This window comes from Olivibacter jilunii, from assembly GCF_900607235.1.
GTDB classification, from domain to species: Bacteria; Bacteroidota; Bacteroidia; order Sphingobacteriales; family Sphingobacteriaceae; genus Olivibacter; species Olivibacter oleidegradans.
The window spans coordinates 126,535-153,246 of record NZ_LR027857.1; the positions used below are offsets into that span (position 1 = coordinate 126,535).

The window sequence follows — 26,712 nt, forward strand, 5'->3', positions numbered from 1 at the left end:
CCCGTCTAAATACCGGATGGTTAAATATAGGATAAAAACATCAAAATCAGCACGTAACAATATAATAATGCGCTCTATAAGATATGTATTGGAGCTGGTCCTTTTTACACCGTTCCATATTTATTTCAGCACCCACATTTCTTGATTGACGTTATCATTGCCTCCAAATTGCCTTTGAATGGCGGCAGCAACATTTTCTCCGTTGTAATTTAGTTCGTCAGCAGGATATAGCCATCTTTTGGGAAAGGAAGTAGTCGGATCATTTAGATTAGTTGCGGGGTTCAAAATAAAAGTAGGGTACCCTGTTCTGCGATTTTCGAACCAGGCAAAATAATCACAATCTTGAAGAAAGCCTGCTACATATTTTTGGGTGATGATTTGTTCCAGCTGCTGCTCCATTGCTCCCTTTAACGGGTTAGCATTTAGGTAGGTCTGAATATAGCCGTCTGTAATCTGCATATTATGGTGGTACTTCTCATTGTCGGGCGTGTGACTAGCCAAGAATTGCATGGAGGCTGTAATACCCTCATTATAATAATTCACAGCCGAGTTACTGACCCAACCCCGTAAACTTGCTTCAGCGAGAATAAATTGTAAATCCCAATAAGTAAACTGTCCTACGGGTTCCGCATTAAATAGATCGGCGTATCGATCATTCAAATCGGTAAAATCCTTGGAAGCCCGTATTCCTTGTAAGCTATTGAAAGAAGCAGATGCTTCAACAGAGGGGTATGCATCCCAATCCGAGACCTCAAGTCCTGCAGCAAGCTTAACCGATGATGGCTTTGCATAGTAAAACAAGCGCCTATCCTGCATCGCTTTCAATGGTTCCAATAAATTAGCCGTAAGCATGGGGTATATTGTAAACGGATTGGAGCTATTGATATTCACCCAAGGATATTTTTGACCATCCTTATCCAAATAAGTTAAAGCGAAGTTATCATTATAATTGCGCATCAGTGGCCTGGAATTGACAATATCCTGAAAACGTGAAATTACCGACAAGTCGGGGTCATCCGTTTTCTTATATAAGTTTAGCAGTACGTATAATTCAAAGCTATTAACCAGACGCTGCCATTGATCCTTACTCCCTTGGTAGATCGGATCTCCTTCAAAGTCGACCCCCTGTCCAAAAAGCTTATGTGCTTCATCCAACTCATTAAGAATACCTAGAAACACTTCTTTTTGCGTATCATATTTCGGTTTTATAATTCCTTCCGTTTCGCCTTTAGTCGCCTCAGAAAAGGGTATATCGCCCATTTGCATGGTTAAAATAAAGGACTGCCAAGCTCGGATAAAATGTCCGAGGGCGGTATATGAATTTTTCAGTTCCGGAGTTTGAGCATAAGCGATCATGGGTTCAATATTGCGCAATAGGCTGAGTCGGCCAAAGCTTCCCCGGGTAATTCGGTTATATTGAAAAGACTCCTGCCCTTCTTGCCAAGTCACATACTTAGCCAATATAAACGGCTGCATAAAAGATTTTTGTGTACTGATATCCGATCGGGTAATATCGAGGATCATATTGCTGGCTAGCATACCGGCCGTTACTTGATCAGTAGCGTTTGGATTGGTATTAATTTCTTCAAACTTGGAGCAGGAAAATAAGAAGGTAGCCAATATTCCTACCAAACTCATATATTTTATCATAGTTGTTTTCATTGCAATCTACTTTTATGGTACAACGAGTATATATTAAAAACCAAGACGTATATTCAAGCCCAACATTCGTTGTGAGGGAGAATTTAGATTCTCTGTAAAGACGTCAGGGTCTGAAAATTTAAACTTAGTGAATAACAGCACATTTTGACCGGTCAATGAGACCGAAGCACTCTTAATACGAGTCTTAGCTAAAAGTTTAGCAGGGAAGTTGTATCCTAACGATATTTCGCGGAGTTTTACAAAAGACTGATTTTGTACACCGTGTTCTTTATCGCCTCCACTTAACGACTGTGCATAGTCCTGATAATTCACCTGTACATCATTTGCAGTATAGACGCGGGTATCGCTGGTAATTCGTCCATACTTATCGTAGGTAGCCTCGCCTGAAACTACTTTCACCCCCTGCCCCACGTAATTTGATAAACCATTCACGACCGCATCGTAGCGATACTGGTTATCTGTCTCAGGGTTCGCTCCTGTATCAAACATTTTATCCCAGATATAGTTATACATAAGGCCACCAATACGTCCATCGATGGTAATACCTAGATTAAAATTTCCCAAGCGGAAATTATTGATAAAGCCGAACATGAAATCCGGATCGCCATACCCCATTTTGCTCTGATAATCACTTTTTTTCGGAATACCATTTACGTGGATAATATTTCCTTCCGGGTCGCGTTCCCATTTGTTTTTAAGATAAACATCTTTTCTTGCGCCTTTTTTGGTCCACAAATCATCGGAGGAATAAACCGGATCTAGGTTCACATAGTATTGGTGGTTATTTGACCAGTTGATTGCGGTATTCCATTCAAAATTGCTATTTCTAATCGGTGTTCCGCTCAAAGTAATTTCGAGGCCCCTTCGCTCATACGTTTCATCGGTATTGATCAGTGTTTTGGTAAACCCCGAAGCAGAAGAAATGGTAACTTCCTCCTGTTGGTTATAGTAATATTTATTAAAATAAGTAATATCTAATCCGATTCTCTTCTGAAGCAACGCAATGTTTCCCCCAAATTCATACGTTCGATGCGCATTTGCCAGCAAGCTTTTTCCCAATAAATTACTTGGATAGCCGGCCGTGTTTTGGTTGTCCCAAGCGCCTGGTGTAACCGTATATGTACGGTTATTCGCATAAACATCTAATGGCGACTTATCCACTGCCCAAGATCCTCTTAATTTAATCATATCAAATGCCTGTGGCAATTTCAGGTATTCAGAGAGAATAAAGCTTGCTGCTATGGACGGATAGAAATAGGATCGCTGATTTTTTGATTGCGTGGAACTCCAGTCATTACGCCCGGTTACGTCAATAAAAACGGCATCATCCCAAGAGAAGCTGGCCTTACCAAAGACACTGTTGATTTGTCTTCGATATTCAGTCTCGGCCACCAGCGCTTTATCCACAGATGCGGCCAGCGAATACCATCCAGGGACGCTTAACCCGTTCTGTGTGGCTGCATCTAAACTACGGTCATTATAGTAATAGATTGTCCCACCCCCAAGCGCATTCAAGCCAAATTTACCCCAACTGTTATTATACGTTACGATAAAATCGTTATTGGTGCTAAAGCCCCAATCTTTGTTGATACCATAAGTCCCAAGTGAATTGAATGAGATGTAACTACTTCCGACATAAAAATTACTTCTTGTTGAATTGATACCAATCGGATTCCGGATTGTCTCTTGATTGCTATAGAAATCATAACCGGTACGAAATAAAATGTTCAGATTTTTGTTGACCTGATAATTGGCATTAAAACTGGCATACAGTTTATTCTGTGTGATACCGTTTAACTTTTCATAAGCAATGAGATAAGGATTATCATACCAGGCATCGTAAAGCCAGTTCTGTTGCTGATGAGGGGTAATCCAATAATCTCGATATTGACGGATATCATAGTCGGGGCCGGTCCACATCAGGATCTGATAGAGATAGCCCTGGTTGCCATAACCCGTACCCCATATTTGTGGGGCGTTTTGCCGCGTATAACCCGTTTGTGCACCGATGGTAACTTTATCTCCCAACTTCATTTCACCGCTGTTTGTAAAGTTGATAATATTCAACTTGGTGTTAGGGTATTGTCCTTTATTGAGAATATGATTCAAACTGGTTCTGAAAAAACCATGCTCTCCGGTTTGCGTAATACTTACGTTATTATTAGTGATAATACCTCTTTCCAGAAAGTTTTTTAGATTATCTTTTCCGCTGGATACTAAAGGCATATCCTCGTATTGTTTCGTCAATGGATTCCATTGTTCAGCAGTTTGCCCTATATCCAACTTCGGTCCCCACACATAGTCGTCCGCAATAGCACCGTTGATACCATGACCGTAAGAAGTTTGCACTTTCGGAATGGCCAGAAATCCCATTTGAGTCATCGTATTGCTGTTTACATCGATGGAGAATCCTTTAGCCTTACCTTTTTTGGTAGTAATAATAATCGCACCGCTTCCTCCCCTGGAACCATATAAAGCAGAGGCTGTTGCTCCTTTTAAGATATTCATATCGGCAATATCATCGGTGGGGATATCGCGTAAGGTCATATTCCCATAAGGCACCCCATCAATTACGATAATTGGCGTTTCGCCACGGAGCTCAATCGTTGGACGTGCATTGAATTCGGTTGAATTTTTTACTACTAGCCCTGAAACCTTGCCACTTAAAGAAGTTCCTACATCGACGCCCTTCACAGTTTGTAGCTCCTCACCTGATACTTTCTGTACCGCATAACCCAACGACTTCTCTTCTCTTTTTATTCCTAATGCTGTTACCACCACCTCTTCTAGTTGACTTTCACTTCGACGTAAACTAACATGGATGAGCTGTCGCTTTCCAATTGGTTCTTCTATGGTTTGATAGCCCATATAAGAAAAGACAATAATAGCATCATCCGGAACATCCCTCAATACAAACCTTCCGGAAGCATCCGTTATCGTCCCCCTGTCCATCCCTTTCACAAGCACACTAACCCCTGGAAGCAAGGAATCGTCCGTCGCATCCTTTACCGTGCCGGCAACCTCTTCTTGAACTGTTTTCATATGATGATTGCTGATCACTGTATGTTCAGTGTTCTCTTTATTTTCAATTTTTACCGGCTTTACCACATATAACATTTCGTCAATTTTTTCAATATTGACTTTACCTGCCGCCAGATTCTCTAGAAATGTAATTAGATTGGCTTTCTTTACTTTACTCATATCCGGGCGTTCAACCATCGTCGGACCTATTAAATCGGCGCTGTAATTGAACCGTACATTAAATTTTTGCTCTAAAGAGCTTAATAAATCCCGAAAGGGAATCCGTTGCTCTTCAGTATTTGCCATGGATAATTTTCCAAAAATCAGGGCAATAAGGAGCACTGTAGGCATTTTTATGCCTAGTAAAAATTGTTTCATACCTCTCCGTTTTAGTTAATTAATCTTTTGGTTGATATTATTATTTTGTCGTTTTCTTTATTGATTGTACAATCAAGTGCAGCTGCCAACGTCTTTATTGCCTTATTAATATCGTTGGTAGGTAAGGCCCCCGTAAAATGCATGTTTTTTAAGGTCTCTTCGGTAAAATCAATACGGTAACCATAAATATCCTGCATACTGGCAGCGACATTTCTCAACTGCTCATTCTTGAAAGATTGAAGATTATATTGCCAGGCAGAAAAATACATCGTATCCGTGACACTTTTGACCACTCTTGCTTCCTCTGCATGAAAATGCGCGATCTCACCTGGCACTAATAGTTGAGCTTTATCCTGCTGTGCCTCCGGAAATACCTTTACACTCCCCCTATTGAGTACGAGATGTGTTTCGGTTGATCTTGCCTTTAAATTGAAAGTTGTTCCCAATACATAAACATCCATCCCGGTATTTGTATGCACAACAAAGGGCTTATTTTTATTTTGAGCAACGTCAAAATAAGCTTCGCCCGAGATCCACACCTCACGTTCCTTATCGGTCAAAAAGGTCTCATTAATTTCAATAGTTGTATTAGCGTTGAGCAATAGTTTGGTACCATCCGGTAATTGGTACTTCTCTTTTTTTGCAAAATCTGTTTGGTATATGATTTTACTAGGTTTTGAAAGGTAGAATACAAAATTGGCTAAAATAAGGAGCGAAATGATAGCTGCAGCGATCAACCAATTCGTTTGACGCTTTTTTGTTCTTTCAACATCAGTAACTAGACTGTTCTGGAAGAGGACCGCATTAAAAATACGATCACTGGACGCATCTGCTAATGATTCCTGTTGTGGTAGCGTCTGTTCCACCTCTTCTAAGCTTGGCAAACCTTCCACATCATCAACCGATTGCAAAAGTTCTATCAACAACTCTATCTCAGCGGGTGTACACTCGCCTTTCATAAATTTTAAATAGAGACTCTTGACCTGCTGATTGCTCATATACTTCTTTTATCATCTCATACAAAGAAGTGAAGGAGAAGGACGATTCAAGGTGAAAATTTTTTAGTTTATTTTAGAAATCATGTATTCATCAGAAACAAGGCACCAATAAGCCCCATTGTGAACTCCGTATGGGCTAGCATATATTGTTTAATAAACTTAAGCGCTTTCACGATCTGATCTTTTACCGTATTTTTAGATATAGCCAGTTGATCCGCTATTTCTTCGTGAGAAAGAAATTCAATACGACTCATTCGAAAAATTAGTTGGCGCTGCGGCGGTAATTTACTAATCGCTTCCTCATATAGTTGTTGAAGCTCCTTATAGTCCAAAGAGTCTTCTACCGCCTCGTGACTTACTGCATGACTATAAAAAACATGGTTGATGTACTCTTCATGGCGTACGATTTCCTTCAATTTATTATAGATCAAGTTTCTCGCAATGCGATAGGTATACGCTTTTGCACTTTGTGTTGGATCGAGTGTGGCCCGGTGTTTCCATATTTGCATGAATACTTCTTGCACGATTTCTTCAGCAAGTATAGCAGATCGAAAGAAACGGAAAGCGTAATTATATATAGGATGCTTTAAGTCGTCATAAAACAACCGAAAAGCTTTTTGATTCCCTGCGCGTATCGCTATTATTCGAGTATCCATTGTATCAAATTAGTTGGCAAACCTAACACGGGTATGTTTAATCTGGTTTAAGTTCCTATCAACTTAATAAGAATTTTCTCACTTCCATATTAAAAACATTGCTTCAAAGGAACAGGTTATCTCCCTTTCAGTTTATATGATATTTATTGGTTAGTACGATAATATAGACAATATTAAAATTCGATTAGCGCTTTTCAAAATACCAAATAAACGCAATCGATTGCGTAGAATAAACATGTTAACTTATGTAACAAGTTGAACCAATCAATCACCTTTAAAACAGTCGCTCATCGCTTTTATTGAAGATGAGGTTGATAAGCAATAACACATTAGCTTCTCCTCCTAACGCATTTTTCACTAATTTTTCATCAATTGCTTCCAGCTTTTCACGCTTTCTTTTTGTGGTCCACAACTGCATCAACCGAGCCGCTTCTGTTTTTCTTCCCAATTTTACAAGGGCAGCAACCTGTAACAATGAGACGGGATATGACAGCACACCCTTGCTCGCCGCCATCATTTCCAAGATACGTCTACAGGAATCTGGTTTTTGCATTTTCCTGTAAACCTCTGCAGCGATCCAATCCGCGATACGTTCGTCTTTCTCCTCTAAGTAAGGTTCACCGGCACCTAAATTAACAGGCCATAACTTAGCCTCCTGTACCTTTTTCAGTGTTAGATCAAATTTCCTATTATTGAATGCTTCTAATGCCAGTAATAGTTTAGTTTGCTCATATAACTTCCGCCCATCGGTAGCTCCTTCAAAAGGCAAAATGCGAATTTCTTGCAAGACTTTTTCGGCCTCTTTCAGTCTTTTGTTCAATAAAAGCGCACGTACATAATCTAAACCTATGACATAGTTTTCGGGATTTTTTTCATAATAGTTTCGCAACACTTTTTCCGAGGCGATATACTGTCGATCCGCCAGTAAATACTTTGCCATTAATTGTCCATAACGCCATTCGTTTTTGTCAATTTCAATTGCTTTTCTTATGTTAACCAAGACATCACTAGACTGCGTGGAGTCGGAAAGCAGCGCCTTTAAAACATAAAAGGGCGCAAAATCAACCGGCTCATTTACCTCCTGGACTAAACGCCGCGCTACCGAAGGATTATTTCTAAATTGTTGGAGCAAAGCCATCAAATAGAACCCTTGCCAAGAAGGATGTTCTTTTATTACCCAATCAAATATAGCTGCACTTTCTTCCCTAAAGGGAAAGTTACGCATTAAATCAGCTTGACCTACTTGCTTCAACCAGGCCTCACTTTCTGTAGGATTGTTCCTATTCAACCAGGCCAGCCAGTATAATATTTCTGCATTTTTCGGAGCTAACTCCAGCACTTCGCATGCCTCTTCTTTTAATTGGAGATTAGCATACCATATAGCGAGCTCCAAATAAGTCTCTACGGGCAGTTCATTACGTATTAAAGACACAAAAGCCTCGCGAGTGGTATCTGACCTTTCGGCAAAATATTGTTCGAAACGCAAAAAGTGATTGAGGGGATCTAAGTCAGCTAACCGTCGTTTTACCGTATCGCACAATGCCTTTCGTTGGCATAATCTTGCGCCTATATATTGCAGTTGAAGCGCAAACACATTATCTTGATTGCACTTCAATGCTTTTCCCGCGTATTCCAAGGATTTTGAAAATTCTTTCCTTCTTATATATAGCGCACTGAGCTGCGTATAAGCTGCATTTTTCCATGCAGGATCAAGCGAGGCCACTTCGAAAGCATCTAGCGCATCGTACACTTTGTCCAAATGCGCTGCGGCTAAGCCATAATAATAATTGGCTTCTCCATGATAAGTATCCACACTTAATGCCTTCTGTGCGTATATATAGGCGGAGTCATACTCGAGATGGAAAATTTTTAACTTTGCCATTTCAACCAACGCGGGTAACAAGAAGGGTTCACGCATTAAAGATTCCCTAATCTTTGGGAAAGCCTCACGATAACTTCTAAAACGCATTAAGTCCCTTCCCTGCAAGTATAATCCATAAGCTGAACTGCTATCCAACGCAACCGGTTTTCTCGATGGTCTGTTGAGTACATTTTGCTTTTCCTGCTCCGCCAAATCAAATATTTCTCCTTGCAACTTTACTTTCGCGACAGAGGTTAAAGAGGGAGAGGGGATATCCCGCTCGAGCGTTTCTCCGGTGTTCAGCTCAACAAAGCAAGAAGTGATCGTTTCATCCGCTTCATTGTATACAATCAAACTATCACGAATTGGACTATTTGCCAGCAGTCGCAGTCGTATACTATTATTTTTACTACTTATATTCAGCGTAGCTAAAGGACGACTGGTGGACGGTTTTCCTATTCCTTGATAAGGGTACCAGTATTCTAGCCACTGGTCAGTCTGATAAGGAGCAAATCCTAATTGTTTAAAAGGTGTAAAGCTACTTTTAAACATATTTTGATTGAAGAGACGTCCACTTTGAATCTCAACATATTGCCCACTCTTGTCTGTTAATAGCTGCTCCCACATTTTACCCTCCCCCGATTGCGCCCACAGAAAAATTTTCTTTCCTAATTTTTCTTCTCTATTAGCATAATGAATCATGCCATAATCGCTATTTTTCCAGTAGGCACTAAAATAATTGCTATGGACGCCTAACACGTGATACGACTTAGAACCCCCGAAATCGTTTTCTTTGTAAAATGACAGGTCCCTACCGGCTGTATCAATAGGCCAAGGATGACTTTCCCCATCGTGCCCAATATAGTGTGATCCCGGGTAGAGAAACTGTAGGTCCGTACCCGCCGGTATCCCCAAGTTCATCCACGTGTAATAAGCTTGCTCCAGCGGTGTTGAATTTGTCCAAAAAGATCGCGTGGAGAAATAAGCCTTGTCCTTTTCCAATTTTATTTCAATAGTCCATCTCGTTCTCGTTAACAAATCCAAGGTGCTGATAAAGCAGCTGACACTACCATCTTTATTCTCCCGCGTAAGGTAGTCTACGGGGGTAGAGGTGTTGGGTGTATGTCCGATAATTCCGTAATTGGCTTCAATTCCCCCGCTTGTCCAAGGGCCACGCATGGCAATGTCCCGAAATTTTACAACGCCATTATTATACAGGAAATCCCGCTTGTTCTTTTTATCATAGGCAGTCCAAATTTTTCCTCCTATCTCTGGCATAATCTGTATTTTCAGAAACTCATTTTCCAGCTCTACCACCTTCCATTCTTTGGATACAGCTTGATCAGTAAAACCGTCAAATCGGAAATATGGATAGATCTTTTCAGAAGGAATAGGGTCAGGGTCCGAAAAAGGGTAGGTTATGTAAATCTTTTTGAGTTCTCTTATGCTTGCTTCTCCTTGTGCTCTTGTTAGCAATGGAAGCAAACCGAATAATACGATATAGATACGCTTCATGAGTTCGTCAATAATAGATTCATTATTCGATGATCAACAGCCAACCTTGATTCTGATTGACCGGGATTTTGTCGCCTATCTTGAAAATTCGCATCGCTTGAAAACCATCAATCTGAGGTGCCCGAATTAGTGCCTTGGCAGGATCAATTCCTAAACTTTCCCAATTAATCACCAAGTCAACCAGAACGTTTTTATTTTCCCAACTGGCTAAGGCAATCATTGCCTTTTTCTCCTTTTTGTAAACGGTAGCTAAAACTTGCGGACTACTCGTTTTTACCGGATTAGTTTCAACCCAGTAACCAATCATTCGAGACCCCTTAATTCCAAAATCATCCCAAGCTTTCCAAAGTGCCTGCGGGCCACTTTTTTGATAGGGTAACCGATTAGTCATGCCATAAATCATACCGCGCCAGGGATTGCCCCCATCTTGCAACATCTCCCCCATTAACCCGAAAGGAATGCCACTCACTTCTGTTAGAAAAAAATCCGGCTTGTTATTTTCATAATCAAAATACTCGCCGAACCAAAGCCTATTGATATAGGGAAAATGTTCAAGATAGAGATTCGCACTATTGTTAAAGCCATCACGCTCGTTATACTGATTCGCTGAATGCAGATCAATTAAACCGGGATGGCCATTTTTAGTCATAACCCGCTTAATGCGCTTCATGGTTACGCGATCGAAAGCCACATCATCCAAGTAAATACCATCTATACCGATCCGATCAACCAACCAATTCATCCCCTCCACATAATAGTTATGCCAACGATTCATACCACTATTAATAATAGCCGCATCTTTATACAAAGGTACAAACCAAGCCGCAATATAATCGTCATGTAAATGCTCTTGTAGCCAGGAGTAGCCTTTCCCCGGGCCAGGAGAAAACACTTCGTGTCCCAAACTACGGAAGGGGTAGAGCTCATACATCCGATTGGACACTTCTCGCACCGTATTGTAAATTTTCACTTTAAGTCCTACGCGATGAGCCGAATCAATATAAGCCTTCATTGCTTTCGTGGCAATAAAGGGATAGTTAATGTAGGGGTTCAAGGCATTGCCATGATGAATATTGATCACATTCGCCCCACTTTGCTTCACCGTATCAACCGGTTTATAAGCATGGAAATAACGTTCATTCCATTGCGCCTCCGTATTGAGTGGATGAAAAGGTGTAAGTAATAAGGTAAAATTATAGTAAAGCGTATCGCCGGCACGCATAGTTCGCTCTCCGCTATAGTTATTCACTAACACGGAAGCTCCCTTCATACTTATATCAATACCTCCCTTGTCGTTATTACCCCACGACTTTGGGAGTAATAGAGGCTTTTGCAAATAAAAATTTGTATTCAGCGGCCTTGTATAGTTCTCATCCCGTAGCGAAAACTGCATCCCCGCGTTTACATTACCAATCCAGGCGCCATCTTGGTTCTTTTTAGCGACATCCCACTTCCAAACAACCTGTTCCGGTCTATATCCGCCTTTCATCCCAAGTCCCATCATATAGGAAGCCATTTCCGGTTTATAAGGTATGTGCATTGCAATGTCCTGCAAGGTTATATTTTTCCTTGCAATAAGCCCGACTGTATAACTGACAAAACCATCAAACTCTAAGGAACCTTGTACCTCCATTCGCAGTTCGTTCGAAACGTGATGGCTTTCCCAGCTTACAATTCCAGCCTGCTTTTCTTTAAAAGAAAGTCCCTGAGTCTTGAATGCTATATCTTTGCCGTCTACCTTACGTTTCACATGAAAATGAATGGGCTCGGTTAACAAGCTTGTCGAGGTTTTACCGACACTCGTCATCTCCGGTGTAAAATAGCTTATCAATTGTTTCGGGAACCCGGTTCGATCGAGAATAAGCTTCCTTCCTAAAAGGGAGATAGCAGTGTCACCCGATACCACAAGGGGGATATAGGGCTTTATCACCGTGTTTTCCTGTGCTAAAGTGGAGTTCAGCCAAGGCAGTCGTGTCATTTTCCAGGGTTCATCTATCCCTTTGTTACGAGCCACGGTCGGCCCAACCTTAAGGCTGAGGGCTACCCTTTTCTCCGGTGCGTTGGCAGGACGAACGTATACAAAGCCTTGATAAGTCCCGGGTTTAATATCTTCAGGAATGTGAACCCCACACCAGAGCGCCTGAACTTTTGACAAGGGAACGTTAACTGTAGCAGAGAAGGGCTTCCCTTTATAACTCGTTCCTTCTGTATTGATGCAATCAAATGCTTCTGCCGGCAATGTTGTTCCCATTTCGCTTTCTAAGGATGAAAACCGGACCGTTACGTTTTTCAAATCGGTTTTTGCCGACCATATACCTAGCTGAAAAGCGTAATAGCATCCTCGCTCCGTTTCGCCCTTTAGAGCCGCCACCAGGTTCGTCTCCATCCACTTCTTCGGCACATGTGATCGCATCTTAATCGGATGCGTGTACAGTTCGGGAAAGATAAAATAGTTTTCATTTGTGTACTTTTTCAAGTAAGCTTGGATTTCCGCTTTCGTAGCGATGAGTTCCATGGGATCGTTCCGATTAAATTCATCTACTGATTCGAATCGAAGAAATTTCGCTTCATTATTGGTTTTGATCTTTGCCCATGCCTGATCGTCAGGAGGCTGGCTGAGATATATCGCGTCGGGATAATATCGGCTTCTACCACCTAGCTGATAAGGTAAATAATAGACATAGTAAATCCCCGAACCTGATGTCGCTTCAAAAGCAAAGTCGCCTCCCTCCTCAGACATCGGGCCATAAACTATAGGTTTCACCAGTTGGTTGTTTGTGCTATCAACGATTATCAGGCCTTGATTTGCCTTCACCTGTCGGTTTCTCCATGCTATGGAGGCTTTCACGAGTTTATCCCCTCCGTCAACCCGCAGTACCGCTCGTTGATTACCCAATGAATCAGCGTTCCATTTAGCTTTCTCCGGTGGATAGGGATGCTGGCCCCAAGCTATTAAACCGCGGATTAATAAGCAAACAGTAATTGTCAGTCGCATTGTTTTAGTATCCATTTTAGGCTTTTTTAATCCGGCTTCATTTTTACATAATCCTGCCAAAATTTGGCCGGCACATACTCCGCGCGATAAGGTATAAAATAGGTATTCAACTCCCATAGCACTTTCCCTTGTTTATCGGATATTAAAACGCTCCCTGTCTTTGAACTGGTTTGCAGCACGTTCCCGTTAGGCAGTAAATAAGCACTTCCCATTCTTGCTGTGTATTGTTTGCCAGGCAGCGGAACATCCAATTTTTTTGATGCTGTTTTCCTTTTCTCATCCAGGGAAAAAGATAAAGCTCTGGATTTCTTATTTGCGGTAGAAGAGTCCCGAGGAGAAAAATCGCCGTTATCGAAGAGCATTAAATCACCGTCTTTATTGATATGCGGCGCGTGTTGAAAATAGAAAAAGTCGGAAGCATCTAATTGAAAGTCCCCGCCCTGTCCCAATCGCCACATGGTTTTTCCTGTTTGAGCGTTGATTTTCCATACTTGATTCTCGATAGGAGACGACACCAGGTAATTGCTGTCTTTGTCGAAAGAGATGGTATTAATATGAAATCGATCATGTTTTAAGCTGTCTAACCGTCTATCTTTTGCCAAATCCCAATGATCCCATGTCGACCATTTTTTTAATACCTTCCCGGTCGTATCCATTACGACGATACCATCACCCCATAAGGTATCGATAGATTTTCCCGTCTGTTTTTCCGGCAAGATATAATCCCGAACAACCGCCACAATGTGATTGGCCTTATCCATACGTAAATCGTGGTGCACAATTAATCCAAGCTTATCTACATTCAATCGCCAACGCACCCGCCCGGTGAGATCAATTTCAGCGAGCTCCGTTCCGCCCATATAACCCATTTTACCAGTCCGTAAGCTGTATCCCATACCACTTTTTACAAAAGCTTTGTTAGGTTCCGGCTTATAGAATTCGTCCTTCCCTACCGGCGCTAAGAGCGCCAATATAGTACCACGGGGAGTAAGCGAAGCGATCCGTACCCCCATCTTTTCGTCTTGCCAGTACCACTTGATTGCTCCCTTTCCATCAACCATGGCAATGTATCCCGGAAACTCCCGATAGCAAAGCATCGTTAACCCATCGCCCATTGCCCGAGGATCATGGGGATGTTCCTCTTTAATCCAGTCATGCACCATCCAAGGCGATTGCTTTCGCGTTTTAAAACGCATGACTTTCGATTTTACCGGAATCAACCGATCGAGCACAATACGGTAGTGATAGTCGGTATCGGCATCCAACATCAAGAGATTGAAGATATGGTCTTTTTTCTCGCCTTTTACGGGGGTATAATAGTGCTCGCCATTCGCGCTCCAATATTCTACATAGGCCGCCGCTGGTCTATTCAATTTTACATGAATATCCTCCTTGATGGCAGAGTTATCCGGCGAAGACAACTGAATGTTAACTAGCTGAACATATTGACTATAAAAATAGTAGCAGGCATACAAGACGGCTATTACAAGGGCTCCGATAACAATTTTGAGTATACGCATACTAAAAAAGTGCTAGGGTAAACGTTGGGCGTTGGCTGCTGCCATTTCAGGATGCAGGTTCGCTTCATCTAAGGGATATGGAAAATAGCGAAGCTTTTCGGTAACCTTCGGCGTCATGCCACGGGCTTTTAGATAAGCATTGCATACTTCTTCATATTTACCTAATCGCACCAAATCTGCTTTACGCTTGTACTCAAAAACGAGCTCGAAACCACGCTCGTCAACCAGTGCGTTAACAAACTCCTCCTTCGTTGCAGGAGCTGGAAAATCGGCACTTTCGCCTAAAAGTGGAGCCCCTGCTCTTTTTCTGATTTCATTGATGTAGGGTAGACCCGCTGATGGGCCTGATAATGCATTCTCGATTTCAGCTTTGCACAAGATTACATCGGCTATACGAAATACCTGGATGGTTCGTCCGTCCAAGTACGAACTGTTCACCATTTCATAAGAGTACTTCTTAGTCGCTACGTTCTGCAATAATTTTGTGGTATCATTGGGCGCGGTGGTTTGTCCAGGGTTTGGAATCGTATAGTAAAACCCGTGTGTAGTAGACCCGTCTCTTGCCGCTTTTCCTTCATAATTATAGTAGAAGAACTGCTTTCGTGGGTCGCGGTCATCAAACTTACGCCAGAATTGTAAAGAAACCCCGTAATACTGCCAACGGTCAGTCACCTCTTGGTGATCAGTAGGACCGAAATGGTTGGCAATTTCACCACCATTGAGTGATGATTCATGTAAAATACCGAATATCATACCTTTATCCATTTTGTTTGATTCGGACCATTCGTTTTTAAAATCGGGATTTAAGGTATAAACGCCCTTATCACGTAGCGCAAGCACTTGATCGATGTATACTTTTGCCTGCTCATAGTTATGGGCGCGCATATAGTTTTTACCTAAAAGTGTTAGCGCTGCACCTTTAGTTGCGCGTGCTAAGCCTAGCTCACTCGTCCAGCTTTCCGGGAGCACCTCCGCTGCGAAAAGGCAGTCCGCATGAATTAAAGAATCTACCTGTTCAACGGCAGATAAAGGTGTATTATAACTTTCCGCTGGATTTTTTGTGGAAGTGATCAAAGGTACCGGCCCCCAAGCATCCGTTAGGTCATTATAGGCCAATGCCCTTAGAAAACGAGCTTGTCCTATCACAAGGTTTTTATTTTCATCGCTCATCCCTGATACAGCGGTAATATTATCAATCAACAGATTGGCATTCGCTATAACCTGATACATATTTTGCCAGTTATTCTTAAAATAGCGATTGTTTTCGTCGTAAGAAAAATTGCTCAAATGGGTCGGATTACCAGCCGCAGTAGAGAAACCCATATCGGTTGCGTAATCGGTAATCATCACCAAATAGCCCGCGTAGTAAAGATAGGCATCACCCGGGTAAGGCCCTAGACTCGCATAAGTACCAGTTAATGCCGCGTTTATATCACTCTCCGAGGAATACGCATTTTCGGTAGTCAAATCGCTGTATAGCTCAGGTTCCAATTTTGTACAAGCACTAATCGTAGCCCATATTGTTGCGAGGCATAAAAAACGGTGGCTTAATTTTATGAAGTTCATTTTTTTTTCTTTAAAAGTTAACATTAACACCAAAAGTAAAGGCACGCATGCTAGGATAAGAGTTAAAGTCCAAACCAGCACCCGCGTTAGCCGTTTGCGCATTGGAACTATATTTAATCAGCGCATCATTTTCATAGCCTTTCGTGTCGACCTCTGGATCCCAGCCTGAATAACCACTGATTGTAAACAGATTTTCAGCCATTACATATATGCGTAATGATTGCATCGCTTTGGTTTTTAGGGGTACTGTGTAGCCTAATGTTAAATTTTTTAACCGCAAAAAGGAGGCGTCTTCCACAAAATGATCATTCACATACCCCCCATATTCTGTATAATAGAATCCATTTCGAGGCAAGTCGGTGTTGGTATTTTCGGGTGTCCAGCGATTCAATGCATCTGTAGAACGATTCCATTCCAAATTCATGCGCGTCATATTTAGCAGGTCGTTACCCAAATTCCCATAAATGAAAACAGATAAGTCGAAATTTTTGTAAGCGAAGGTATTGGTGATTCCATAGGTAAGCTTTGGATAAGCAGATCCGATGATTGTTCTATCCGCAGCGGTAATAATACCATCTCCATTGACATCGGCAAATTTCGGATCGCCGGCTTTCGAATTAGGTTGTGCCGCGTAGGCTTCTCCCTGCTGAATAACGCCAATATATTTGTATCCAAAAAGCGAACCGAGCGGCTCTCCTTCGCGAATAATGGCATAAGCCTCTTCAGAAACGGTTCCCATTGGCTTGGAAGAAGTAATAAAGATATCGTTATCGCCACCAAGATCAAGCACTTTATTGCGGTTCATGGCAAAATTCAATTTCGTGTCCCAGGTGAAAGCTCCGGTTAAATTTTTTGTAGCGATAGCGAACTCAAATCCCTTATTGGAAACAGAACCAACATTACTTTGACCAGAGGAATATCCGGAGTACAGAGGTAAATTCAATTTAATCAAGAGGTCGCTTGTCTTTTTATAGTAAGCGTCCATGGTAACGGCAATACGATCATTCAACAAAGCGAAGTCTATTCCGGCATCGTACTGGCTGGTCGTCTCCCATTTAAGTCTTGTATTAGCAGGTGATGAGCTATTTAAATAGGTACCACTGGTATTATTGATTCCATCAAAGGTATAATTGGCATTGCTCATTAATCCGTAAGAAGCATAATTCCCAATCCGTTCATTCCCGGTTTTACCATAACCCAGACGCAACTTAAGATCGGAGAACAATTGTTGGTTTCGCATAAAAGATTCGTTGATCAACTTCCAGGCGAAAGATCCGGAAGGAAAGGTGCCCCATTTGTTGTCGGAGCCAAAGCGCGAAGAACCATCGTGCCTTACGGTGAAAGTAAACAGGTATTTATCATCAAAAGAATAATTTGCCCGACCGAAAAATGAAATCAGCATATTTTCCGATTTATAAGAATTGACACCCGAGATGGTAGATGCCGCACCCAGGTTGTTATAACCATACAAGTCTGTTGAGAATCCATACACATTGATTCCCTTATTACTATTTGTAAATTTTTCATAAGAGTAACCGCCCATTAGATTTAGGTGATGCTTGCCGAAACCTTTATCGTAGGTAATAAACATGTCCGCTAAATTGTGGGTCAGGTTATAATCCGACTGGGAGGCTACTCCCTTATCGATACTACCTTGATAAGAGTCTTGCGACAAGTAAGTACCCAATTGATCATGCAGAATTTCGGTGCCCGCGTCAAACCGTGCAGTTAGGCCTTCAAATGGTTTTATCTCCAAATAAACGTTCCCATTAAGCTTATCCTTTTGTACATCGTTCTGACGAGCCATTAAATTTGCAAGTGGGTTGTCTCCTCTTCCTCCGGGAGGACGGCCAAAGGCACCATTCGCATCATATACCGGAACGGTGGGATCATAAGTCAGCACACTGTAGAGCACATTGGAATTCAAGATATTTCCATCATATATTTGGTAGTTGGAATTTTCTCTTTGACCAAAGATGGAAGCACCTGCACGTACATAATCATTAATAGTTTGATCGATGTTGACTCTTCCGGATACACGTTTGAAGTCGGTAGTTTTTAGAATCCCCTTTTGATCGAAGTAACCCACACTGCTTAATACCTTCGTCTTCTCACTCCCACCTGTAAATTGTAGATTATGATTTTGTACGGTAGCGGTTCGAGTAGCTTCTTTCACCCAATCTGTGTTGATGGTTGAATTCAATTGCGATTGCGTATAAACACCATTCTCAATTCCTTCCTGTCCGTTGATTTCTTTATACAACTCATTAGCAAGCAACATATAGGATTTACCGTCCAGCAAATGATAAGGATTGATTGCCTTTTGCGTTCCGATATATCCGTTGTAAGCGACATTGCTTTGCCCAGCTTTACCCCGTTTTGTGGTAATCATCACCACACCGTTAGCACCCCGTGAGCCATAAATAGCCGTAGCGGATGCATCTTTTAAAATTTCCATAGACGCAATGTCGTCTGGATTAATGTTGACCCCATTATTGCTGGGGAAACCGTCAATGACATAAAGCGGTTCATTACTGCTACTTACTGAGTTGGAGCCACGTATGCGAATAGACATACTTCCACCTGGGGCTTTTGAGTTTTGTGTGACTACTACACCGGATGCACGTCCCTGAATAGCCTGCGCGACATTACTGATCGCGCCTCCTTTTGTTAAGTCATCGGCACTTAGCGAAGCGATTGAGCCCGTCAAATCTCCTTTCTTTTGTGTACCATAACCAACAACTACCACTTCATCTAGTCGCGATTCGATATTGCTCAAAACAACATCAATAGTTCCGGCGTTTGTTACGGGAACCTCCTTTTCGGCATAACCGATAAATCGGAAGACTAGGGTAGCCCCCTCAGGCACTTTTAACTGATACTGCCCATTCGCATTAGTCGTGGTACCGTTAGATGCCCTGCCCTTCACAAATACCGAAACACCCGTCAATGCCGCTACCGAATCTCGGACCGTACCGCGTATATCCAGGTCCTGTTGCTGCATCATTTCGCGGCTTGAGCTTAGAGCTGAAACAGGAGCAATCGTGATGGTGGTGTTATGTCTCTTATATTGCAATTTTTTGCTATTTAAAGCCTTTTGCAAAACTTCCTCCACCGGCACGTTATGTAGCTTTAAGGAAACAGTACCTGCCGCCTTCAGCTGTTCCTCGTTGTAAAGGAAACGATAGTGTGTCTGTCTTTTCAGTGCTTGCAATACCTCTTTCAGTGGCGCATTCTCTAGCGATATGCTGACCTGTTGCGCCTTCCCTGCTGCATAGACACCCCACGAAAAGACAAAGACCATCAGCCATGTTAATTTCATAATCCTTACAATTTGTAAGTAAAGCGTCTTCCTTCCCGACGCTTTCTCTCGAGATAAACGATTCATATCTGTTTTGCTGCTACGTCCATATGGAATATTCGGTCTAATTTATTCACATTTGTAGTGCTTATACTACCTGGATATTTCATACTTTCGTATAGTTAGGGTTTGGTTATTATATCCTTCAATCATAATACGAGTGCCTTAACTTTTACCGGGAGTGTTGGCCCACTCCCGGTATTCGTTTGACGTTTTTACTAACTATTAGGTTGGTTTTGATTTCAAGTTCATTTCAACTAGGATTTGCTATAATTTGGAGCTTTCGTCCGTTCACATTAAAATTCAATCCGCTTACTTCTTTCAGCATTTCGAGTACTTCGCTTAACCTCTCTTTTCGACTGATACTGCCACCAATATGGATATCGGGAAGTTTTCCTTTGTATGATAGTTCGAGATCATACCAGCGAGCAACTTCCTCTAAAATAGGTTTGATGGCATCTTCATTGAATAAAAAGTGTCCTTCTTTCCACGCAAGAGCTTTTTCAATATCAGCAGTTCCTATGTTAAGATCATTACCATCAGCGACGGCACATTGCCCCGGTTTTAGATCATATAGGCTGCTGCCGTAATGAACTTTTACCGCGCCACTAACGAGGGTTGTCATGCTTTCCTTTTCATAGGATCGTGCGTTAAAGCTTGTCCCTAAAACAGTAATTTTTGTATCATTCATTGTGACTTTAAAAGGGCGCTTTTTGTCCCTTGCCACTTCAAAATAGGCCTCACCTTCCAAGGTAACTAGCCTTTCATTATTAGCAAAACTGACCGGAAAAACAAGTTTTGATGCGGCATTAAGCCAAACCTTTGTTCCGTCAGGTAAGGTAAGACGGTAGTTACCCCCGGGAGGAACAAAAAGTGTATTATAGATTAACCGGGCCGCGCTTGCCTTTTCTCCTCGATAGATCAGTTCTTCTTTAGTTCCCTGCATATTCGTCCCATCATGTTCATTAAGCGCCACCGATTTGCTACCAAGGTGAATGGCACTACCGTCGGAAAGCACTAATTTCGCCTTACTTTCACCAGGTAACACATCATTCGCATAGCGATGGGAACTGTCAGGAATTACCTTATTGTCTCGGTGATTAAAGTGCTTGAGCGTAAAGGTTAAGAATAAAGCGATGCCCGCAGCGATACTTATCCAAAAGGAATTTATTCGGCGCCTGGATCCCTTATTTGCTTTTTCTTTAAAGCGATTCCAAGCCTTTTCGGTATCCCTTTCTTTTAAAGTCTTTATACGACTTGCTATCGTTGGTGTGTCCTTATACATTTCCAACAGATCTTGCAGGTTTTTGTCTCGCTCCAGTAAATCTAAAAATTGAGACTCCTCCTGCTCAGAAAGTGTACCTTGAATGTACCCGGCTATCAATCGAGCCTTTTCCAGTGGGTCGTCGTACATACCTCTTCGTTATATACTGCTAAAGCACCTTCGGATAAAAAAAGTATGGAAGAAAATGAAAAAAATTATGAAGAAAATACAGGTTGCTCAGGAAAAGCAACTGCCTAATGAAATCAAAGGTTTATTTTATACATCCCACTTGGACGCACCCAAGTGGGGCAAGGTGCTTCGGCTTGTCTATTCCGTTGCAACCCGTGGTCAAGATGCCCATCCGTGAATCGGAGCCACCCTCTTACACAATGGCATGTCCTTCGTTCGTCGATTCACTGATTACCGTCTGCTTCGCATAATAATGGTGAAGGGGCATCTTTGACTGCCGGTTGCTGCCTCCACAGACTAGGCCATTGACGTCCTTCGGAACGGCTATGCGTCTGGGTGATGGCGCAGGGTAAAACGGCCTTCCAGGGTGAGCGTAAAGAAAATTCGGTTAGCAGGGCGGGCTAAAGTGCTATGCGAAAAAGCGAAGGGAAGGAATTGTGAATAGGGGCGGCTCCGCAGAACAGAGGGATAGGAACCGAATTTTTAGCGAGAACTGGACAGCCTTGATGTTTGCCTCACTTTGCATCGAAGGTAAAGTGAGATGAAATTAAAGAGAATAAAAATATGACTAAAATAATCCTTCTTTTAATCTAAGCGCTATTACGAAGTATATGCGATTGAATACTCGTGGTACTGCAAGCTTATTTTAACAAGGTGACAAGAAGCACCGTAAAAAGCTCGGGCTTCAATTGCTCTTTGAGTAGATGAAGGGCTCGCTGTTTTTGACTTTTTACAGTATGGATACTTATACCTAAAAGCTCAGCAATTTGCGGGTTCTTTAGTCCTTCCAAGTATCCCATCCTGCATATCATGGCACAGCCTCCCGGAAGCTTATCTAAGGCGGCCATTAATTCCCCGAGAACTTCTGCATGAATTAAAAAGTTATCGATCTGAAAATCTTCTAATAATTGGTCCGGATGCTGTTTTTGATATTTTTCGACCACCTTATGGTGTCTAAATCGATTGAACGCATCATGTTTAATGGTTGTATACAAATATGATTTAATGGCATGTTCGCTCCAAAGCGTACCATTTGTCTGTTCACAGAAGACAACGAAAGCGTCCTGCACCAAATCTTCCGCTTCCTCCTCATTGCCCGAAAGCTTATACGCGAATTCAAACAAACGCAGATAATACTTTTTGAATAAGTCTTCAACTGACAAACGATTCGGTTGGTCCATGTAATTGGGTTCATTCATCATAAAGCACCTATGTATTAGATAATCAATATCTAGTAAATACCCTGCTTAGTATTGGTTAATATAATTGAACTAGCGATTCTTATCAGAAAGATTGATTGTATCGATCAAGTGTAGAAACTTTTTAGATGAAATGCAAATCCTTTGCAAACGCAACCGATTGCGTGTTTTGATATCAGCTGTCGGTCGGTACCGACCAAGCTGTAGGTATAAGGTTTAGGTATTAGCTTTCAGCTATCGGATCGGATGTCGGCTTTCGACTGTAACTATGGACAATAAGCGTTGAACTCATGACAAGGCACTCATTACTCCTCACTCAATGCGCATATACTCTATTACTTCTCATCGTCCCAATAACTTAATTTCAAATAGTTTATCCCAGTTTTTGCCTGTTACGTAGAGATGTTTACCCTGCTGATCATAAGCGATCCCATTGAGTACATTGGTATCTTCGGTCACATCTTTCTGAGGCAACAAGCCAATAAGATTAATCTCAGCCTCCACTTGTCCTGAATGTGGATCGATTACCACGACGACATCAGAGTAATAAACGTTGGCATAGATTTTTCCATCAATGTACTCCAATTCGTTCAACTTATCAACAGGACCTTTGTGGTTATATACTTCGATAAAGCCTTCCTCTTTAAAATTATCTTTATTTAGGAAATAAAGACGGTTGCTACCATCTGATTTGATCAGACGCTGTCCGTCAAAGCATAATCCCCAACCCTCTTTGCTTGCTTGGTAAGGAAATTCTCCCACCTTTTCGAAAGAGTTTCTATCATACACAAATCCAACGCCTTCTTCCCAGGTTAACTGAACAATTTTATCACCGACAAAGGTCATTCCTTCTCCAAAATATTTGGAGGGGAGATCGATTTTCTTTACAACCTTACCGGTTTTTAACTCCACTTTCCGCAGGGTTGATTGTCCGCGCTGTCCAGTGCTTTCATACAGAAAGCCATCATGATATTCTAGACCCTGCGTATAAGCGTGAGCATCGTGCGGATACGTATTAACCACCGTAAAACTGTATTGTTCAGGAAGTTTGGATGCTACAACAACAATATTCGTACTAGCGCTTTCTGACTGCCCTGCCTTAAAGACATTAGCAGTGATAAGCTGACTTCCCATACCCAAACTATCTGTCTTTAACCAAACGGCGCCACTGTCTTTTACCGTTACATAAGGCTTATCATTTAATGAATAAGCAATTGAATCAAAAGAAAGGTCTGCCGGTAAACTGAGTTGCAGAGAAACACTGTCGCCTTTGTTGATCAAAGATCCTGGTTCAACAGCGCTAAAGCTCAACGATTTATTGGATGAATTATTCGATTTTTCTCGATCACAAGCCGCCACACTACATAAGGCAGTCAATGCCAGAAGCAAAAATTTGTTCATACACAAATATAGAAGATGTAGTGTATATGACATAATTTATTCCTATGATACAAACTTAGAGAATAGTAATATTTTAGGTATAGTTAATTGTTGAGTAGTTGAGACGTTAAGTAGTGATGAGTGTTGCCTGCCTGCCGGTAGGCAGGAATCATGAGTGATGAATCTCTTTTCTACTTATCCTGATACCTACGTCTTGATACCTGATACTTACCTGCCTGCCGGCAGGCAGGTGTCCTGATACTAAACCTGTCCTCACAAAAGTACGTCATAACCAGACACCAATAACTAATAACTAATAACAACTAACCAATAACTAATAACAAATAACGAATAACAAATAACCAATAACCAATAACTAAGAATACCTAGGCCAAAAGGCGTCTTTGATATGTCGGATATTATATTTTTTATCTTTATTTGCAAAAATAGAAACGATATCGAAACGGATCTCACCCGCATAGTGATGTTGACGAATATAAATGGTTGCCGCTTGTGATAGCTTACGTTGTTTTTGCCAATTAACGGCTTCGTAAGGAAGTCCAAAACCGCTACTAGACCGGGTTTTTACTTCAACAAAGACCAATTGAGTCCCATCTTTCATGATCAAGTCGACCTCTAGATGCTTATAGCGCCAATTCTGCTTCACCAAATAATAGCCCTGATGCAATAAATACTGCAGTGCGGCCCGTTCTCCATCCGAACCGGTTATCTGATGCGTAGCCATTCATTGAATTATTTAACAATCACAGTTCCCAAGTAACCTGTCAACTCCTTTTCCATCATCTTTAGCTTTTGATATTTGTCGATAAGGATTTCCAAATTCGCTTCATTATGCTCTATTTTCAAGGCCTCTCTAACTTCCTGCATATTTTGTTCTACCTTCCGTTTCTTTATACGATAAAGCGCTCCCAATACTGCATTTTTTAAATTATCTGTTTCTTGAGATACATAAATCTTTCGTTTCTCATCGTTCCAATTAGGGCTTAGGCTATACGGCGATGAAAGCAGGGAAATAGCCAAATCTGCAATTTCGCGATCTGCATGACTAATAAAATAGCGTTCGTCCGGTAATTCCTCGCGTTCAATAAATTCCAAGTAAATGGTTATGATCTTTTGACACAAAGGATCTGCAAACTCAATGTCTTGCAAACCTGCAAATAACACGAAGGCAATGGGGTAGTCCTGTTCCCATTTCGCGGGTATTTGTCCATAATTAATGAGCAAGCGGATAATCTCACGCTCCTGTAAAGCGATAGATTGCGATAGTGCGGGCTGCAGTTCCTCCTGCGAGCGTGTTTCCGCCATATCCCGCGGGTCCATAAACAGGTCAGGAGGTGGCTCATCTCCACCAAAGGGAGCGTTTGCAGCAGCAGATGAATCCGAAGACTTTTGATTTTTCTTGATTGCTTGCAGCTTTTGTTTGTTTAATTCTGCGATCAACAAACGTTCTTCAATATCCAACAATCGGCTACATTCTCGTATAAATACAGAAGCCTTAATATCATCGGGAATAAGCGCGATACTGTCTACCACATCATGAATAACACCCGCACGTTTTACGGGGTCATTCCCGGCATCTTTGAGTAGAATGTCGGTCTTGTAAAAAATAAAATCCTTACTGTTTTCCGCTATATATTGTTTGAATTGCATTGCGCCATGTTTCATGGCAAAAGAATCCGGATCGTCTCCGTCGGGAAAAAGGAGCACTTTAACGTTCATCCCTTCTTCTAACAACATATCCATTCCCCTTAACGATGCTTTGATACCCGCAGCATCGCCATCGTATAAAATGGTTACATTTCGCGTAAATCTTGAAATCAGTCGGATTTGACCAGTGGTCAATGAAGTTCCTGAGGAGGCAACCACGTTTTCGACGCCCGCCTGGTGCATGGAAATCACATCCGCATAACCTTCCACGAGAAAACAATTATCCTGGTCCGTTATTGCCTTCTTGGCAAAGTATAAACCGTAAAGAACATCGGATTTATGATAAATTAAGCTCTCAGGTGAGTTAACATATTTCGGCGTCTTCTTATCTGTTTTGAGCGTTCTTCCTCCAAAACCCAAGACACGTCCTGTCAGGTTATGTATAGGAAACATCACCCGCCCTCGGAACCGATCATAACGTTTCCCGTCATCTCTACGAATTATCAAGCCTGTTTCGTCCAAGAATTCTTCGCTGAAGCCACCCTTTACGGCTTCTTCATATAAAGCTGCCCATGCTTCGGGGGAATAACCCAGTTCGAACTTTTTAATGATATCATCCCGATAACCCCGTTCGCGAAAATAACTCAGACCGATAGCCTGACCGTCCTCTGTATCCCAGAGGCTTTCACGGAAAAATTTAGCCGCCCAATTGGTAATGATCAATAGGCTTTCGCGCTTGTCGCTTGCCGCCGCCTGCTCCGGAGATAGTTCAACCTCCTCAACTTCTATATTATATTTCTGCGCCAAGTAGCGTAACGCTTCCGGGTAGGAATATTTCTCAAGCTCCATAACAAAGCGTACTGAATCCCCTCCAGCGCCACAACCAAAACACTTATAAATACCCTTGCTTACAGAAACATGAAAAGAAGGTGTCTTTTCATTATGGAATGGGCAAACACCAATTAAGCTCGTTCCCCGTTTCTTTAAGTCCACAAAGTCACCCACCACTTCTTCGATACGAGCGGCATCCAAAATTTTCCCGATTGTTTCCTGCTTAATCATTCTTGGTAAAGATAGTAATTTTCGTTATTGGTTAGTGGTTGTTGGTTGCTAGTTATTAGTTGTTGGTTGCTAGTTATTAGTTGCGAGTGCAGAATTTGGTAGCAAGACACCTGCCTGCCGGCAGGCAGGTAGGTATCAGGATAAGTAACAAGCCCGAAGGGCTCATTGATACCTTAAAAAACTAACAAAGCATCAATAACCCCGAAGGGCTCATTGACACCTTAAAAAAACTAACAAAGCATCAATAACCCCGAAGGGCTCATTGATACCTTAAAAAAACTAACAAAGCATCAATAACCCCGAAGGGCTCATTGATACCTTAAAAAAACTAACAAAGCATCAATAACCCCGAAGGGCTCATTGATACCTTAAAGAACTAACAAAGCATCAATAATTCAAAAGCCTACCGGAGGGATG

15 protein-coding genes are annotated in these 26,712 nt (G+C 41.8%); 1 reads left to right on the plus strand and 14 read right to left on the minus strand.

Annotated elements, in window-relative coordinates:
• Nucleotides 1–120: 120 nt before the first annotated feature.
• The 10 genes from E0E36_RS24215 to E0E36_RS24260 all read right to left on the minus strand — a co-directional run bounded on the left by E0E36_RS24215 (nucleotide 121) and on the right by E0E36_RS24260 (nucleotide 20,947).
• Nucleotides 121–1,662, minus strand: coding sequence for a SusD/RagB family nutrient-binding outer membrane lipoprotein (locus E0E36_RS24215; RefSeq protein WP_130858116.1), 1,542 nt, complete (start codon nucleotides 1,660–1,662; stop codon nucleotides 121–123).
• Between the two features lie 33 nt (nucleotides 1,663–1,695).
• Nucleotides 1,696–5,061 (minus strand): SusC/RagA family TonB-linked outer membrane protein, encoded by a 3,366-nt coding sequence (locus tag E0E36_RS24220; protein WP_130858117.1) that lies wholly within the window; start codon nucleotides 5,059–5,061, stop codon nucleotides 1,696–1,698.
• 11 nt (nucleotides 5,062–5,072) lie between these two features.
• Nucleotides 5,073–6,059 (minus strand): FecR family protein, encoded by a 987-nt coding sequence (locus tag E0E36_RS24225; protein WP_130858118.1) that lies wholly within the window; start codon nucleotides 6,057–6,059, stop codon nucleotides 5,073–5,075.
• 80 nt (nucleotides 6,060–6,139) lie between these two features.
• Complete coding sequence (locus E0E36_RS24230; RefSeq protein WP_130858119.1) at nucleotides 6,140–6,715, minus strand: RNA polymerase sigma-70 factor; 576 nt, start codon at nucleotides 6,713–6,715, stop codon at nucleotides 6,140–6,142.
• Nucleotides 6,716–6,989: 274 nt separating this feature from the next.
• A complete protein-coding gene (locus tag E0E36_RS24235) occupies nucleotides 6,990–10,091 on the minus strand; it encodes a DUF5107 domain-containing protein (protein ID WP_130858120.1) in 3,102 nt (1,033 codons plus the stop codon).
• A 22-nt stretch (nucleotides 10,092–10,113) separates the two neighbouring features.
• Nucleotides 10,114–13,101, minus strand: coding sequence for a glycoside hydrolase domain-containing protein (locus E0E36_RS24240; RefSeq protein ID WP_130858121.1), 2,988 nt, complete (start codon nucleotides 13,099–13,101; stop codon nucleotides 10,114–10,116).
• Nucleotides 13,102–13,112: 11 nt separating this feature from the next.
• Nucleotides 13,113–14,606 (minus strand): aryl-sulfate sulfotransferase, encoded by a 1,494-nt coding sequence (locus E0E36_RS24245; RefSeq protein WP_130858122.1) that lies wholly within the window; start codon nucleotides 14,604–14,606, stop codon nucleotides 13,113–13,115.
• Nucleotides 14,607–14,618: 12 nt separating this feature from the next.
• A complete protein-coding gene (locus tag E0E36_RS24250) occupies nucleotides 14,619–16,172 on the minus strand; it encodes a RagB/SusD family nutrient uptake outer membrane protein (protein WP_207303805.1) in 1,554 nt (517 codons plus the stop codon).
• Nucleotides 16,173–16,182: 10 nt separating this feature from the next.
• Entirely contained in the window at nucleotides 16,183–19,494 is a 3,312-nt protein-coding gene (locus E0E36_RS24255; protein ID WP_207303806.1) for a SusC/RagA family TonB-linked outer membrane protein, read from the minus strand.
• A 292-nt stretch (nucleotides 19,495–19,786) separates the two neighbouring features.
• The gene (locus tag E0E36_RS24260; RefSeq protein ID WP_130858123.1) at nucleotides 19,787–20,947 is read right to left on the minus strand and encodes a FecR family protein; all 1,161 of its coding nucleotides are present in this window, start codon (nucleotides 20,945–20,947) and stop codon (nucleotides 19,787–19,789) included.
• A gap of 67 nt (nucleotides 20,948–21,014) precedes the next feature.
• Between E0E36_RS24260 and E0E36_RS27850 the strand changes: the two genes are divergently transcribed.
• Nucleotides 21,015–21,164: a hypothetical protein gene (locus E0E36_RS27850; protein ID WP_165447063.1), complete on the plus strand. Its 150-nt coding sequence runs from the start codon at nucleotides 21,015–21,017 to the stop codon at nucleotides 21,162–21,164.
• 463 nt (nucleotides 21,165–21,627) lie between these two features.
• On the opposite strand, the gene E0E36_RS24265 is transcribed toward E0E36_RS27850, so the two are convergent.
• The 4 genes from E0E36_RS24265 to dnaG form a co-directional block, all read right to left on the minus strand.
• Nucleotides 21,628–22,188, minus strand: a complete 561-nt coding sequence (locus E0E36_RS24265; RefSeq protein ID WP_130858124.1) for an RNA polymerase sigma-70 factor — start codon at nucleotides 22,186–22,188, stop codon at nucleotides 21,628–21,630.
• Between the two features lie 339 nt (nucleotides 22,189–22,527).
• A complete protein-coding gene (locus E0E36_RS24270) occupies nucleotides 22,528–23,586 on the minus strand; it encodes a glutaminyl-peptide cyclotransferase (RefSeq protein WP_157622175.1) in 1,059 nt (352 codons plus the stop codon).
• Between the two features lie 355 nt (nucleotides 23,587–23,941).
• The gene (locus E0E36_RS24275; protein ID WP_013663976.1) at nucleotides 23,942–24,310 is read right to left on the minus strand and encodes a YraN family protein; all 369 of its coding nucleotides are present in this window, start codon (nucleotides 24,308–24,310) and stop codon (nucleotides 23,942–23,944) included.
• A gap of 8 nt (nucleotides 24,311–24,318) precedes the next feature.
• Nucleotides 24,319–26,295 (minus strand): DNA primase, encoded by a 1,977-nt coding sequence (gene dnaG, locus E0E36_RS24280; protein ID WP_130858125.1) that lies wholly within the window; start codon nucleotides 26,293–26,295, stop codon nucleotides 24,319–24,321.
• Nucleotides 26,296–26,712: the final 417 nt, after the last annotated feature.

What these genes read in the sequence shown, in the direction of transcription:
- E0E36_RS24240 (WP_130858121.1), bottom strand. Translation starts at nt 13,101, where the DNA reads ATGGATACTAAAACAATGCGACTGACAATTACTGTTTGCTTATTAATC.
- E0E36_RS24215 (WP_130858116.1), bottom strand. Translation starts at nt 1,662, where the DNA reads ATGAAAACAACTATGATAAAATATATGAGTTTGGTAGGAATATTGGCT.
- E0E36_RS24265 (WP_130858124.1), bottom strand. Translation starts at nt 22,188, where the DNA reads ATGATGAATGAACCCAATTACATGGACCAACCGAATCGTTTGTCAGTT.
- E0E36_RS24220 (WP_130858117.1), bottom strand. Translation starts at nt 5,061, where the DNA reads ATGAAACAATTTTTACTAGGCATAAAAATGCCTACAGTGCTCCTTATT.
- E0E36_RS24275 (WP_013663976.1), bottom strand. Translation starts at nt 24,310, where the DNA reads ATGGCTACGCATCAGATAACCGGTTCGGATGGAGAACGGGCCGCACTG.
- dnaG (WP_130858125.1), bottom strand. Translation starts at nt 26,295, where the DNA reads ATGATTAAGCAGGAAACAATCGGGAAAATTTTGGATGCCGCTCGTATC.
- E0E36_RS24260 (WP_130858123.1), bottom strand. Translation starts at nt 20,947, where the DNA reads ATGTACGACGACCCACTGGAAAAGGCTCGATTGATAGCCGGGTACATT.
- E0E36_RS27850 (WP_165447063.1), top strand. Translation starts at nt 21,015, where the DNA reads ATGAAGAAAATACAGGTTGCTCAGGAAAAGCAACTGCCTAATGAAATC.
- E0E36_RS24245 (WP_130858122.1), bottom strand. Translation starts at nt 14,606, where the DNA reads ATGCGTATACTCAAAATTGTTATCGGAGCCCTTGTAATAGCCGTCTTG.
- E0E36_RS24235 (WP_130858120.1), bottom strand. Translation starts at nt 10,091, where the DNA reads ATGAAGCGTATCTATATCGTATTATTCGGTTTGCTTCCATTGCTAACA.
- E0E36_RS24255 (WP_207303806.1), bottom strand. Translation starts at nt 19,494, where the DNA reads ATGAAATTAACATGGCTGATGGTCTTTGTCTTTTCGTGGGGTGTCTAT.
- E0E36_RS24250 (WP_207303805.1), bottom strand. Translation starts at nt 16,172, where the DNA reads ATGAACTTCATAAAATTAAGCCACCGTTTTTTATGCCTCGCAACAATA.
- E0E36_RS24230 (WP_130858119.1), bottom strand. Translation starts at nt 6,715, where the DNA reads ATGGATACTCGAATAATAGCGATACGCGCAGGGAATCAAAAAGCTTTT.
- E0E36_RS24225 (WP_130858118.1), bottom strand. Translation starts at nt 6,059, where the DNA reads ATGAGCAATCAGCAGGTCAAGAGTCTCTATTTAAAATTTATGAAAGGC.
- E0E36_RS24270 (WP_157622175.1), bottom strand. Translation starts at nt 23,586, where the DNA reads ATGAACAAATTTTTGCTTCTGGCATTGACTGCCTTATGTAGTGTGGCG.